We start from the raw sequence: 11,849 nt of genomic DNA on the forward strand, positions 1-11,849 counted from the left end.
CAGTGCACGCATTGGCATCGGCAGCCATATGCCGAGAACGCATGGAGGACATCATGTCAGCCCGGCTCGACGAATCGCGTACTGACCAGGCGACGTCGACACTCCCCCCGGAAACTCACATCGACGTCGAGACCGAAGGCCTTGAAGGCCTCGAAGGCCTCCCGGAGATCCCCCCGTACGACGAGGTGGGGCCGCTCGACGCACGAGCCCTCTCCAAGACCCTCTTCGAACGACTCGAGTCCATCGAAGAAGGCACCCACGAATACTCGTATGTCCGCAACACCCTGGTCGAGTTGAACCTGGCCCTGGTCAAGTTCGCGGCCTCCCGGTTCCGTTCGCGCAGCGAACCGATGGAGGACATCATTCAGGTCGGCACCATCGGCCTGATCAAGGCGATCGACCGGTTCGAGCTCAGCCGCGGCGTCGAGTTCCCCACGTTCGCGATGCCGACCATCGTCGGCGAGATCAAGCGCTTCTTCCGCGACACCTCCTGGTCCGTGCGCGTGCCGCGCCGCCTCCAGGAACTCCGTCTCGACCTTGCCAAGGCGGGCGACGAACTCGCCCAGCAGCTCGATCGCGCCCCCACGGTGGGCGAGCTCGCCGAACGCCTGGGCCTGTCGAAGGACGAGGTCGTGGAGGGCATGGCGGCGTCGAACGCCTACACCGCCAGCTCCCTCGACGCCCAGCCCGAGGAGGACGACTCCGAGGGCGCGCTCGCGGACCGGATCGGCTACGAGGACCACGGCCTGGAGGGCATCGAGTACGTCGAGTCCCTGAAGCCGCTGATCGCCGAACTGCCGCCGCGCGACCGGAAGATCCTCTCGCTGCGGTTCGTGGCGAACATGACCCAGTCCGAGATCGGTGAGGAACTGGGCATCTCGCAGATGCACGTGTCGCGGCTGTTGTCGCGGACGCTGGTGCGCCTGCGCAAGGGTCTGACGCTGGAGGAGTAGGCGCCCGCCCCTCGCACCACCCGCAGTACCCGTAACACCCTGCCACGTCGAAGGGGTCGACCGTCCACACGGTCGGCCCCTTCGATGCGTTTGCATCAACTGCCTTGGTTGCGGCGGAAGTTACCGCCGAGTCGAGTTACCGCAGGGAACACCTTCCCGTACTACCTCTCCTGCACCACTATGAGCACCCATCGGGGACCTCGGCGACAGGAGGACACGGTGGTTACGTCTGCGTCTGCGTCTGCGTCTGCGACCGCGACCGGCGGTGTCCACGCCACGGCGCCCGATCACCGGCTCGTCGCCCTCCTGCGGGCCGACACCCCGACCGCGTACCCGGCCCTCGGCGAACTGCGCCGCAGGCACCGGCACGCACTCCTCGCCTACGCGCTGGTGTGCGCCAACGACCCCGACTCCGGGCGACAGTTGGCGGCGCAGGCCTTCGCGCGCGTGGCACGCGAGGTCGCACGTGGCGCGGAGCCGCGCGGCCCCTGGCGCCACCACGCGCTGCTGCACGTCCACCGCGCGGCGAGGGACTGGGCGGGCGACGACCGCCGCGCCCGCCTGGCACCCGGCCTACTGGGCACCCTGGGCGCCCCGACCGCCCCACCTGCGCTGCTCCCCGCCTTCCACTCCCTGCCGCCGCGCACGCAGACCCTGCTCTGGCACTCGGTCGTGGACGGCGAGTCCGGCGCCGCCACCGGGCTCGCCGTCGGCGCGCCCGCGCGGGAGGTGGGGCAGGCCCGGGACGCGGCGCTCGACGCGCTGCGCGGCGCGTGCCTCACGACGCGGGCGGCCCGCGCCCCGGGCACGTACTGCCGCGCCTACCGCCGTCTCATCGAGGAGGCGACGCGCCCCGCCCGCCCCCGCACCACCGCCGACCTGGACGCCCACCTCGCCCGCTGCCCGAGCTGTACCGCCGCGTACCTGGAGCTGACGTCGTTGCGTGACGACCCGCGTCGGGCGCTGGCGGAGGGGCTGTTGCCGTGGGGCGGTACGGAGTACGTGACCGGGCTCGGCGAGACGGCGGCGCCGCCGGTGCCAGGGCCGGTGCCGGTGGTGCCGGCGGGGGCGCCCGTTGGACGGCCGCGCGGCCACCGCGCGCCACGGGCCCGGGCCCGCCGTCGCCCGCCCCGCGGGAAGGCGCCGCGCCGCCCCTCGATGGGCCTGGCCCTCGCCTCGACCGCGGTGGGCGTGGCGCTCGTCCCGTTGCTGATCCTGACGCTGACGGAGGGCCGCCCGGACCTGTCGTCGGTGGGCCAGGGCATGGCCCCGACGCCGACGACCCCACCCCCAGCACGGGTGACGGTCACGGCGACAACGACGGCCACCACGACCACCACGCAGACCGCCACCGCCACGGCGACGACGACCGCACGCAGCACGGAAACGGTGACGGTCCCCGCGAAGTCCAGCCACCACCCCCCGGCCGCCAAGCCGACCAAGTCCCCTGACACCAAGCCGAGTTCGCACCCCGCACCCCCGTTCAACCCACCCGGCAAGGCCTACGCGGAAGTGGTCAACGTAGCGTCGGGACTCTGCCTCGACATCTCCCGCACTCCCATGACGGACGGCGACGACGTCGTGGCCGCGAAGTGCGACGGCACCCGCAGCCAGCGGTGGCGGGTGTCCCCCGCCCGCGACGCCATCCAGTCCTACGCCGACCCCGCCTTCTGCCTCGACAACCGCGGCGACACCGCCCGCACGGTCGGCCTGTGGCACTGCGCGGCGGCCGACGGCGCCAACGCCGCGAACCTCGCCTTCTCCGTCCACGCCGACGGCTCCATCCGCCCCGCCACCGACGAGGACACCGCCCTGACGGCGCCGGCCGACGGCTCGTTCCGGGTGACGCAGCGGGAGTTCCGGGGCGGGTCGGAACAGCGGTGGCGGGCGGGTCACGCCCGCTGACACCTACCACCTATCACCTACCTCCCGCTTCTCCGGCGGCGCCACGTCAGGGCCAGCACCGTGGCGAGGAGAAAGGCGGCGCCGCCGGCGGAAGCCCAGGCCGCGGGGAAGCCGTCGTCGGCGGCGGCGTGCACGACCAGGCGGACGAGGGCGCGGTCGTTGTCCGGGCGGGGGTCGGGGACGGCGCCCTCGCCCGACGCCCGCAGAACGCTGATCGTCCCGGACCGGTCGTCCTCGTGCTCGATGCGCAGGACGAACTCGAACGTCTGCGGCTCGCCCAGGCGGTTGTTGAGCCCGCAGACGTACGTACGTCCCTCGTCCCCGGTCGTGCAGTGCTGCGGCTCGTCCTCCTCCGCCGGCTCGGGATCGTAGGGCGCCCGGACGACCTTGGCGCCCGGCGGCACCTTGAAGACGGCCTTCGTCCCGCCGCGGTGCGACTGTCCCGGCCCTTTGTTGACGTAGCCGATGGTGATGGCGCGCTCGTCGCCGACCGCTCCGGTGAACGCGTCACCGATGGCGGCGAAGTCGGCGGTGCTGGGAACGCGGACGTCGAACTCGTCGCCGTGTGCGGTCAGTTCACGTCCGCTGTCCGCCCGGTCCGGCACGGCCCGCAGCGGCGCGCCCTTCCCCCGGCGGTACCGCGGTAGGTGCCCCGCGAGCGCCTCCGTCTCGGCGGGGCCCGGCAGGCCCACGGTGTACGTCACGGTGGGGTCGACGGCGTGCGGGCGCGGGGCGAGGCGCAGGGACGGGTCGAGGCGGAGGATGCCGGTGCGGCCGTCGCCGGGCGGCAGTCGGATGCCGCGCAGCAGGCAGAACATCCTGGTGTTCCGGTCGGCGTAGACGCAGTTCGAGTGGCGGGTGACGAACGTCAGGTCGGTGCCGGTGTCGACGGTGACGACGAGGTCGCGGGCGGCCACGTCCCCGGCATTGGCGAAGCGCACGGGCACGGTCAGCCGCGCGCCGCGCTCCACGGTCGGGGTCTCGTCGACGGCGGACGTCAGCAGCTCGGGCCGCCCGACGACGACATCGACGGCCCCCGCCCCCTCGGCGCTCCCGTCACTCGCGGCAAGGGAGTACCGCAGCACGCCCCGGGCCCCGGCCTTCGCCCCCTTCGCCGGAACGAGCCCGACGGACAGGGACCCATTGGACGTGGGGCAGCTGAACCCCGGTCCGCTGCGCGCCTGTTCACGACAGAGGTCGCCCCCGGCGCCGACCACCTCCGCGACTCCGGCGAGCCCGCGGGCGTCGATCCGCATCCGGGCCTCGCCCGAGTACCGGAAACTCAGGGTGCTGTCCTGCGCACCGTCCTGTTGCCTGAGAGGGAGGTAGAACGGCCCGGCGGTGACATCGGCGACCTCCACGGGTACGCGGGCACTGGCGGGCGCCACCGCCGACGCGAGCAACAGACCGCACAGAACGGCGACGCCATACCCACGCGCACGCCCACGCCCACGCCCACGCCGAGCCCGTCTGCCAGACATCCCGGCAGTGTGCCGCACGCCCTGAGCAGAGGCGAGCCCTCGGCCGACGCCTGGCATGATCACCGCATGGTTCTTTTGGTGCTGCTCGTGCTGCTGGCGTTCGTCGCGTTCGGGTTCGTGTGCACGGTGTGGGCGGCGCGCGGCGGCCCCCGGTGGGTGCGGATCGTGTCGTCCGTGACGGTCGGCCTGGCCGAGGTGGTGGGCTCCCTCACCAAGTCGAGCCGCCGCTCCGGCAACGGGAGCAACAGCTCGGGCGACGGCGACTAGTCGACGGGCCGCAACGCGGCCCTCGCGAGGGCGATCACGTCGCGCAGCCCGTGCGCCGGGGCGGCGGCCGGTGTCGCCGGGGGCAGCCCCGCGCAGCTTCGACAGATCCCCTTCCCGACTCCCCGCGGCAGCGGATCCCGGCACTCGGCGCACTCACCGAGGGGCGCAACCCGCTCGCGGCGTACGGGCGTTGGTGGCGGGGATGCGGGTGGCCGGTTCTCCAGCCGGTACGAGATGAGGGCGGCGGCCGAGCGGAGTGGGCGGGGCAGGTCCGTGGTCAGGTGGCGGCGGAGTCCGGTTTCGGTCGCGCCGCCCGCGAGCGCGTCGTCGACGAGAGGCGCGAGGCGCGCGACGTCGCGAGCGCCCAGGCGCAGGGCCGGTTCGCGCTCGACGAGGGCCGCCAGGAAGGCGGCGCCACGGTTGGGGGTGTTGTCCTTCGGTGTTTCACCCAGGGGGTATGTGCCGACGGCCTGATCTGTCGTTTCACCGACGGGCGGGTCCTGGTCGGTCGGGTCCTGGTCGGTCGGGTCCTCGTCGGCCGGGCCCTGGTCGGCCGGGCCGCCGAAGAGCGCGGCAATCTCTTCGGGTGACGTCAACGGCACGTTGGAGACGAGGACTTGGGTCGTCCACCGACCGGTCTCCCGGTCCTGCGAGCTCCGCGTGTGGATGTAGCCCTCCTCTTCCAGCTGCCGCCTGGCCTTGCGTACGGCCAGGCGGCCTTCCGGCATCTTCTCGCCGAGGGACTGGACGGTTTCCCGGGAGCCTTCGGGGAGGGACAGGGCCCAGATAAGGAGCCGGACGGCCGTGCCGTTCAGGCGGGGGTTCCGGATGATCTCGTTGGGGATTTGAGAGAAGAAGCGGGCGGGCGGGATAGCATGCTTGAGCATCGCAGTGGACCTGTTTTCCACTCGTCGGTGAAGGCCCTCAGATTGGTGTTCGCTGCACCGCTGGGGGCCGCTCCGCACCTTGCGTGCACGGAACGTGATGACGCGATTACTGTAGCGTCGAATGGGCGGCGTGGTTGACGAAAGCCGTCCAACTGTCCGGCGAAATGGCGAGCGTGGGGCCAGAGTTGGCGACCTTGGAGTCGCGGACGTGCACGGTTTCGGCGACCGCCACTTCGAGGCATTGGCCTCCCGCGTCGCCGCTGTAGCTGGACTTGAACCACGTGAGGTCTGCGGTGGTCATAGTTCGCTCGCCATCCTCTCGATGAGCTTCACGGAGTCCCTCGGCGCGAGGGCCTGGGACCGGATCATGCCAAACCGTTGGAACAACTCGCTTACCTCCGTGCGACCTTGGAGGACCAGGCCGCCAGGCTGCCCTTCAACGTACGCGATCCATTCCCGCTCGGGCGTCTCCAGCAACGTCCACGGCCCGTTGAAGCCCGCGTGCGACTCGATCGCGGTCGGCATGACCTGGATGGCGATGTTGCGCTTCTCGACCAGCTCCAGCAGGCGCTCCAACTGACCTCGCAGGACGGCCAGTCCACCAACCGGGCGCCGCAGCACCCACTCCTCGATGACCAGCGCCAGCGACACCGGCGGTACGCGGGTGAGGAGCGCCTGCCGTTCCAGGCGGGCCTGCACGCGCCGCTCGATCTCGTCGTCGTCCAGCACCGGAACGCGTGCTCCGAGTACTGCCCGTGCGTATCCCTCGGTCTGCACCAGGCCCATGATCACGTGCGTGTCGTACGACCACAGGCTGACGGCCGCCGCCTCCCGTTCCGCGTAGTCGTCGAACCACGCCGGATACCGCCGCCGTTCCAGATGCGCGGCCGCCGCGTCCACTGCCTTTCGCGCGCCCAGGAACTCCCCGGCCCGCGCCACGAATCGCGGACTCGGCATCCGTTCGCCGCGCTCGACCATCGCGACCTGCGACGCCGAGTACCCGACGTACGCCCCGAAGTCGTCCCGCGTACCGGCCCGCGCCTCGCGCAGCGCCCGTACCACCGCGCCGAACATCCGCATGCTCGGCGATCCGTCGACACCGTCCCGCACAGCGCACCCCCTCGCCCGCACACTTCGTTGTGTGCGGCTACCGGTCCTGTTCAGGCTAGGTGGCGGTCACGCACGGTGAGGGCATGAAGACGCAAACTCCACCCGAAGTCGTTCTCCAACTGCGGGCGGATCCCGAACAGTTCGCGGCCGTACGGCACACGATCGCCTCGCGGCTACGGGCCTGGGGCCACCCCACCGTCGTCGACGCGGCACAGCTCTGCGTAACGGAAATACTGGCGAACGTGCACCGGCACGTGACGGACCTCGCGTGCGAGGTGCGGCTACGAGTGCTTGCGGAGGAGGGCGGCGCGGTGCAGGTGTCCGTGGCGGACCGCTCCCCCACCCTGCCGGTGCTGTGCACCGAGCCGGACTGGGAGGCGGAGTCGGGGCGCGGGATGTTCCTGATCGCGGCGGCGGCCGACCTGTGGGGCACCATGCCGACGCGGGACGGGAAGGTGGTGTGGGCGCGGCTCGCCGGGCCCGGGCCTCGCTCGGCCGGGTGAAAACGCCGCACGTTTCTGGCAAGCGCCGCACGGTGCTCATACCGTGAGGTCATGACCACACGCGTGCCCATCCGGCAGCTTCAGCAGCACGCCAGCGAGCTCATCGACCGGGTCGCGGCGGGCGAGCGGGTGGAGATCACCCGTAACGGGCGCCTGATCGCGGTCTTGGGTCCGCCCGACCCCGAGCAGCGGGTCATGGAGGACCTGGTGCGCACGGGAACGGTGGATCCCGACAATGCGGCGTCCGCTCGCGGACTCGGGGACTGGCAGCCGTTGCCGGCTCGGCCCGGGGCTCCCGCCAAGCTCTCCGAGGTGCTTCTCCAGATGCGCGAGGAAGAGGACCGGTGATCTACCTCGACTCATGCGCGCTGCTGAAGCTGGTCCTGCCGGAGGCGGAGACCGACGCGCTGCGTACGTTTCTTTCGGCGCGGGCCACCGAAGGGCACGTGACGTCGGCGCTCTCGCAGACGGAGGTGTTCCGGGCGTTGGTGCGCGTGGGCGCGGACCCTGAACTGGGCGATGCTGCCGAGGAGTTGCTGGACCGAATGCTGCGCATCCGCGTCACCGACCCGGTGTTGCGGGCCGCCGGGATGTTCCCCGTACAGCATCTGCGCAGCCTGGACGCGATCCACTTGGCGAGTGCCGAGTACCTGGAGCACGCACTGACGGCATTCGTCACGTACGACAAGCGGCTGGCCAGTGCGGCGCTGGAACGCGGACTGCCGGTCGAGGCGCCCGGCGCCGCCACCTGACCGCTCAACGGTTCCGGCTGGCGATCAACGCCGTGCGGGTCCAGGTGATGAGCTGGCGAACCATGTCGCGGGTCCGATTGGCGGCGCCCGGGAAGAACGGCAACAGCACAAGGGCCGGAACGTAGGCCAGTGTCACGATGAGCAGGGGCAGCAGCGCGAGGAGAACGATGAGCACGCGCTGGGTCCAGCGGGTTCCGGCGACCAGGGCCGTCCAGGGAGTTGCCACGGCTGTGCGGTTCCTCTCTCGGCGAGCTGCGGGATCAGCTCCGGGAACTCAACTGTCAGTGGCGGCCGTTATGTTGCGACAGCGGCAACTGTTGCCGCTTGCGGGACAACGCTCCAAGGAGGCCAGGCGTGTCCAATACGGTTCCCTCACCCCGGAGTTCGGGCGAGGTCGAGCGGGGTGACGTGGCCGAGGTTGTCGCGCTGGGCAACGCGTTGACGGGCCTGTTCAACGCCTTGGAGATCTCACAGAACGCGTACGCCGTGCGCATTCACCAGGACAAGTCGTCCGTCTCCCGCTTCCTGCGCGGCAAGAAGGTGGCGCCGCAGGACTTCATCGACCGGCTCGTACGGGAAGTCGAGCACAAGCGGGGATCCCAGATGAAGGCCGAAGCGCGCGAGCAGCTAAGGCAGTTGCGGCTCGCCGCGGTCAAGGAGACCGATCCTGCCTCCTATGAACTGGAGGCGCTGAGATCGGAGATGGAGCGTTCGCATCGGCAGGTCGACATGCTGACGCGACAGCAGGAGGCGTTGCACGACCTGCTGGAGAAGCGGGAGGCGGAGGTTCAGGCGGTCCGGGGTGAGCTGTCCCAGGCCCAGCAGGACTGGCGGGGTGAGATCGCGCTGCGGATGCGCCTTGAGGCGGGTGCCGGTGGTGCCGACCACGATCGGCTGGACGATGAAGTGGCCAAGCTGCGCGCCGACTTGGAGGAGGTCAACGCCCTCCGCGAGGACGCGGAGCGCAGGTGTGAGCGGCTGGAGCAGCGGGTCCAGGAGATGGAGGAGGAGCTGGCGGCGCGGGAGAGCGACGTAGCGGGCGCGGTGCCCTTGGCCGTGTTGCAGGAGCGGCTGCTGGTGCTGTGGGAAGAAGGCAGGTCCCACGAAGCGGGGCGCGAGCTGACGGAGGCGGCACAGGGGCGATCGGTGGCGGAGCTGGTCGAGTTGGTGACGTGGTTGGACGGACTCGGGGATGACGTCCGGCGCAATCGGCTGGCCGAAGAGGTAGTCCACACACGGACGGTGGATGTGGTGGCCGAGTTCGGTGGCGCGCTCATGGGGATCACGTTCCGGCGACCCAGTTCCCGGCAGCGCAGACGAGCTCCCTCCGCCCTTCGGTGCGTCATCGACGAGGCCTGCGCCGTCATGGCCCCACGGGACCTCGTCACCTTGCACCGCTCCTGGTCCCCGCTGGCGAAGAAGAGACGACCTCGCCTACGGTCTCCCGTTCTCGGCAATCTACTCATGGGAGACCGTCCAGCAGACGTCACAAGCGAAGTCCTCGATCAGCTGGGCCCGGACGACGAGTCCACGCTGGAAGCCGTACGCCAGTGGCGGCCGACTTCGTCCTGGAGCGGGACACTCATCGCACTCGTGCCCCGTCTGGCAGCACGTGGCCGCTGGGACCTGGCACGCGAGTGCTGCCAGGCCCTGGTGCACGTGAGCCAACAACAGGTGACACAGTGGGGCGGGCCCGTCTTTATTGGCGACATGGACGGCAGTCCTCTCGAGGAGCTGGACGACTCGCAGATCCGTGACTTCGTCGTCGCAGCGGAAATGCTCTCTCCGCAAGAGTTGGGCTTTCTCCTCCTGTTGCTGTACCAGCTGGATATCAAGGCACAACGCCTGCAGGCAGAAGCTGACAGACAGTTCGGGCGTCTCCTGTCTCACCTTCGTACACCAGAGGTACTCACCAACGTGGCGGCAGCCCTGCAGACCGCCGCATTCTCCAAGGTGTACGACGGACTCCCGCTCAAGCTCCGCGAGGTCCTACTCGCGCACCAGCCCTGACCTCACCGCCTCAGACCACCCGCGCCCCGCGCCGCCACACCTCCGACACCAGCGGCACCCCCGGCCGGTACGCGAAGTGGACGTGGCTCGGGGCGTCCAGGAAGGTCAGGTCGGCTCGGGCGCCCGGGGAGAGGTGGCCGATGTCCGTGCGGCGGAGGGCCTTCGCGCCGCCGGCCGTGGCGGACCAGAGGGCCTCGTCCGGGGTCATGCCCATGTCTCGTACCGCGAGAGCGATGCAGAAGGGGACCGAGGACGTGAAGGAGGAGCCGGGGTTGCAGTCCGTGGACAGGGCCACCGTCGCGCCCGCGTCCAGGAGGCGGCGGGCGTTCGGCCACTGGGCGCGGGTGGAGAACTCGGCGCCGGGGAGGAGGGTGGCGACTGTGCTGCCCTGCGCCAGGGCGTCGACGTCCGCGTCCGTGAGGTGGGTGCAGTGGTCGGCGCTGGCCGCGTCCAGTTCTACGGCGAGTTGGACGCCGGGGCCGTAGCTGAGCTGGTTCGCGTGGATGCGGGGAAGGAGGCCCTTGGCCTTGCCCGCCGTGAGGATGGCGCGGGCCTGGTCGCCGTCGAAGGCGCCCTTTTCGCAGAAGACGTCGACCCAGCGGGCGTGGGGGGCGCAGGCGTTCAGCATCTCGCCGGTCACCAAGTCCACGTACGCCGCCGGGTCGTCGGCGTAGTCGGGCGACACGATGTGGGCGCCGAGGTACGTGACCTCGTCCGTGTGGGCCGACGCGATGCGCAGGGCGCGTTCCTCGTCGGCCGTCGTCAGGCCGTAGCCGGACTTCGTCTCGAAGGTGGTCGTGCCCTGGCGGAGGGCCTCGGTGAGGTGGTGGGTGAGGTTCGCCTCCAACTCCTCATTCGTCGCCGCGCGTGTCGCCGCGACCGTCGTACGGATGCCGCCCGCCGAGTAACTCTGGCCCGACATACGGGCGTTGAACTCCGCCGTGCGGTCGCCCGCGAAGACCAGGTGGGAGTGGGAGTCGACGAAGCCGGGGAGCACGGCGCGGCCCGCCGCGTCGTGGGCCGCATCCGTCGCGGGGGCCTTGGCCGTCGGGCCCGCCCAGGCGATCCTGTCGTCCTCGATGACCAGGGCCGCGTTGTGGAGCTGTCCGAGGGGGCCCTCGCCGAGCTCCGGGTCGTTCGTGACCAGGGTGCCGATGTTGGTGATGGCCGTGGTGGGGGTGGTGGTCATGGTTTCTCTCCGTGGTGTGGCCGAACGGTGGTCGACGCATGCCCTACGTCGTACCCTACGTGTATGGCGAATTCCGATCGGGTCAAGACGAGCGTCTACCTCAGCCGCGAGCAGCAGGAGCGGCTCAAAGCGGCCGCGCGGCTCCTCGGCCAGAGTGAGGCCGAGCTGATCCGCGAAGGCATCGACCTGATACTGCTCCGGCTGCCGCTCCCGCCGCGCTCCCGGCCGATGCCTTCCTTCTCCTCGGGCGACCCCTCCTTCGCGGAACGTTCGGACGACCTGCTTGCCGACGCCTACCGTCCGACGGAAAGCGACTGAACGGTGCTCTACGTGGCAGACACGTCGGGAATCATCGCCGCGTACGACGCGGACGCCCGCGAGCACGAGCAGGCCAGAACGCTGCTCGCCGCCGGAACGGCAGTCATCTCGCCGCTGGTCCTCGATGAGGTCGACCACCTCCTCGTGGCCCGCTTCGGTGGACGCACCAAGGGTCGGCGAGTGGCGGACCTGGTGATCGACGACCTTACGGACCCGGATCACCGGGACCGCTATCTCGTCCCTCCGGTGACGGCCGAGGACATCCGTCGGGCACGTTCCGTGGGGAACCAGTACGCGGACCTCCGGCTGGACCTGGCGGACGCGGTGAACGTGGTCCTCGCCGACCGCTATCTCACCGACACGCTCCTGAGCCTGGACCAGCGCGGCTACCGCTCGATCGAGCCGCTCACCGAAGGGATGAAGGCGTTTCGCCTGCTCCCGGCCGATCTCTGACCGCCGGCACACACGACTCGG

At 70.6% G+C, this 11,849-nt stretch carries 15 protein-coding genes; 9 read left to right on the forward strand and 6 right to left on the reverse strand.

Features of this window, described 5'->3' with window-relative positions; translation table 11 throughout:
• Positions 1–53 precede the first annotated feature (53 nt).
• Together RBJ65_RS29390 and RBJ65_RS29395 are read left to right on the forward strand one after the other, a co-directional pair.
• On the forward strand, positions 54–953 hold the full coding sequence (locus RBJ65_RS29390; RefSeq protein WP_306323788.1) for an RNA polymerase sigma factor SigF: 900 nt from the start codon (positions 54–56) through the stop codon (positions 951–953).
• Positions 954–1,172: 219 nt separating this feature from the next.
• Positions 1,173–2,858: a ricin-type beta-trefoil lectin domain protein gene (locus tag RBJ65_RS29395; protein ID WP_306332183.1), complete on the forward strand. Its 1,686-nt coding sequence runs from the start codon at positions 1,173–1,175 to the stop codon at positions 2,856–2,858.
• 17 nt (positions 2,859–2,875) lie between these two features.
• On the opposite strand, the gene RBJ65_RS29400 is transcribed toward RBJ65_RS29395, so the two are convergent.
• The gene (locus RBJ65_RS29400) at positions 2,876–4,246 is read right to left on the reverse strand and encodes a hypothetical protein (RefSeq protein ID WP_306323680.1); all 1,371 of its coding nucleotides are present in this window, start codon (positions 4,244–4,246) and stop codon (positions 2,876–2,878) included.
• Between the two features lie 159 nt (positions 4,247–4,405).
• Here RBJ65_RS29400 and RBJ65_RS29405 point away from each other — a divergent pair, with 159 nt between their 5' ends.
• On the forward strand, positions 4,406–4,606 hold the full coding sequence (locus RBJ65_RS29405; RefSeq protein WP_306323679.1) for a hypothetical protein: 201 nt from the start codon (positions 4,406–4,408) through the stop codon (positions 4,604–4,606).
• Here the strand turns inward: RBJ65_RS29405 and RBJ65_RS29410 are convergent.
• From RBJ65_RS29410 to RBJ65_RS29420, 3 genes are all read right to left on the reverse strand, one after another.
• Positions 4,603–5,493, reverse strand: a complete 891-nt coding sequence (locus RBJ65_RS29410; RefSeq protein ID WP_306323678.1) for a hypothetical protein — start codon at positions 5,491–5,493, stop codon at positions 4,603–4,605. The two genes, RBJ65_RS29405 and RBJ65_RS29410, sit on opposite strands and share 4 nt — an antisense overlap.
• A gap of 106 nt (positions 5,494–5,599) precedes the next feature.
• Positions 5,600–5,794, reverse strand: coding sequence for a DUF397 domain-containing protein (locus tag RBJ65_RS29415; RefSeq protein ID WP_306323677.1), 195 nt, complete (start codon positions 5,792–5,794; stop codon positions 5,600–5,602).
• Positions 5,791–6,603 carry a helix-turn-helix transcriptional regulator gene (locus RBJ65_RS29420; protein ID WP_306323676.1) on the reverse strand — a complete coding sequence of 271 codons (813 nt, stop codon included), beginning with the start codon at positions 6,601–6,603 and terminating at the stop codon, positions 5,791–5,793. The genes RBJ65_RS29415 and RBJ65_RS29420 overlap by 4 nt, the downstream gene beginning before the upstream one ends.
• A gap of 83 nt (positions 6,604–6,686) precedes the next feature.
• On the opposite strand from RBJ65_RS29420, the gene RBJ65_RS29425 reads away from it, so the two are divergent.
• Genes RBJ65_RS29425 through RBJ65_RS29435 form a run of 3 tightly spaced genes read left to right on the forward strand, consistent with a single transcriptional unit; the run spans position 6,687 to position 7,858 of the window.
• Positions 6,687–7,106 carry an ATP-binding protein gene (locus tag RBJ65_RS29425; protein WP_306323675.1) on the forward strand — a complete coding sequence of 140 codons (420 nt, stop codon included), beginning with the start codon at positions 6,687–6,689 and terminating at the stop codon, positions 7,104–7,106.
• A gap of 51 nt (positions 7,107–7,157) precedes the next feature.
• Positions 7,158–7,454: a type II toxin-antitoxin system Phd/YefM family antitoxin gene (locus RBJ65_RS29430; protein ID WP_306323674.1), complete on the forward strand. Its 297-nt coding sequence runs from the start codon at positions 7,158–7,160 to the stop codon at positions 7,452–7,454.
• Positions 7,451–7,858, forward strand: coding sequence for a type II toxin-antitoxin system VapC family toxin (locus RBJ65_RS29435; protein WP_306323673.1), 408 nt, complete (start codon positions 7,451–7,453; stop codon positions 7,856–7,858). Before RBJ65_RS29430 ends, RBJ65_RS29435 begins: the two co-directional genes overlap by 4 nt.
• A 4-nt stretch (positions 7,859–7,862) precedes the next feature.
• Here the strand turns inward: RBJ65_RS29435 and RBJ65_RS29440 are convergent, their stop codons facing one another.
• Positions 7,863–8,084, reverse strand: a complete 222-nt coding sequence (locus RBJ65_RS29440; protein ID WP_306323672.1) for a hypothetical protein — start codon at positions 8,082–8,084, stop codon at positions 7,863–7,865.
• Positions 8,085–8,212: 128 nt separating this feature from the next.
• Between RBJ65_RS29440 and RBJ65_RS29445 the strand changes: the two genes are divergently transcribed.
• Positions 8,213–9,868, forward strand: a complete 1,656-nt coding sequence (locus RBJ65_RS29445; protein ID WP_306323671.1) for a hypothetical protein — start codon at positions 8,213–8,215, stop codon at positions 9,866–9,868.
• A 10-nt stretch (positions 9,869–9,878) separates the two neighbouring features.
• Here the strand turns inward: RBJ65_RS29445 and hutI are convergent, their stop codons facing one another.
• Positions 9,879–11,057, reverse strand: coding sequence for an imidazolonepropionase (hutI, locus tag RBJ65_RS29450; protein ID WP_306323670.1), 1,179 nt, complete (start codon positions 11,055–11,057; stop codon positions 9,879–9,881).
• Between the two features lie 63 nt (positions 11,058–11,120).
• Between hutI and RBJ65_RS29455 the strand changes: the two genes are divergently transcribed.
• Entirely contained in the window at positions 11,121–11,375 is a 255-nt protein-coding gene (locus RBJ65_RS29455; RefSeq protein WP_306323669.1) for a ribbon-helix-helix domain-containing protein, read from the forward strand.
• A gap of 12 nt (positions 11,376–11,387) precedes the next feature.
• On the forward strand, positions 11,388–11,828 hold the full coding sequence (locus RBJ65_RS29460) for a type II toxin-antitoxin system VapC family toxin (RefSeq protein WP_306323668.1): 441 nt from the start codon (positions 11,388–11,390) through the stop codon (positions 11,826–11,828).
• Positions 11,829–11,849: the final 21 nt, after the last annotated feature.

Origin of the sequence: Streptomyces sp. KL109B, from assembly GCF_030766935.1 — a bacterium.
Classification (GTDB): Bacteria; Actinomycetota; Actinomycetes; order Streptomycetales; family Streptomycetaceae; genus Streptomyces.

Coding starts and splice junctions, on each gene's coding strand:
- RBJ65_RS29390 (WP_306323788.1), top strand. CDS start 54: ATGTCAGCCCGGCTCGACGAATCGCGTACTGACCAGGCGACGTCGACA.
- RBJ65_RS29405 (WP_306323679.1), top strand. CDS start 4,406: ATGGTTCTTTTGGTGCTGCTCGTGCTGCTGGCGTTCGTCGCGTTCGGG.
- RBJ65_RS29410 (WP_306323678.1), bottom strand. CDS start 5,493: ATGCTCAAGCATGCTATCCCGCCCGCCCGCTTCTTCTCTCAAATCCCC.
- RBJ65_RS29415 (WP_306323677.1), bottom strand. CDS start 5,794: ATGACCACCGCAGACCTCACGTGGTTCAAGTCCAGCTACAGCGGCGAC.
- RBJ65_RS29425 (WP_306323675.1), top strand. CDS start 6,687: ATGAAGACGCAAACTCCACCCGAAGTCGTTCTCCAACTGCGGGCGGAT.
- RBJ65_RS29430 (WP_306323674.1), top strand. CDS start 7,158: ATGACCACACGCGTGCCCATCCGGCAGCTTCAGCAGCACGCCAGCGAG.
- hutI (WP_306323670.1), bottom strand. CDS start 11,057: ATGACCACCACCCCCACCACGGCCATCACCAACATCGGCACCCTGGTC.
- RBJ65_RS29455 (WP_306323669.1), top strand. CDS start 11,121: ATGGCGAATTCCGATCGGGTCAAGACGAGCGTCTACCTCAGCCGCGAG.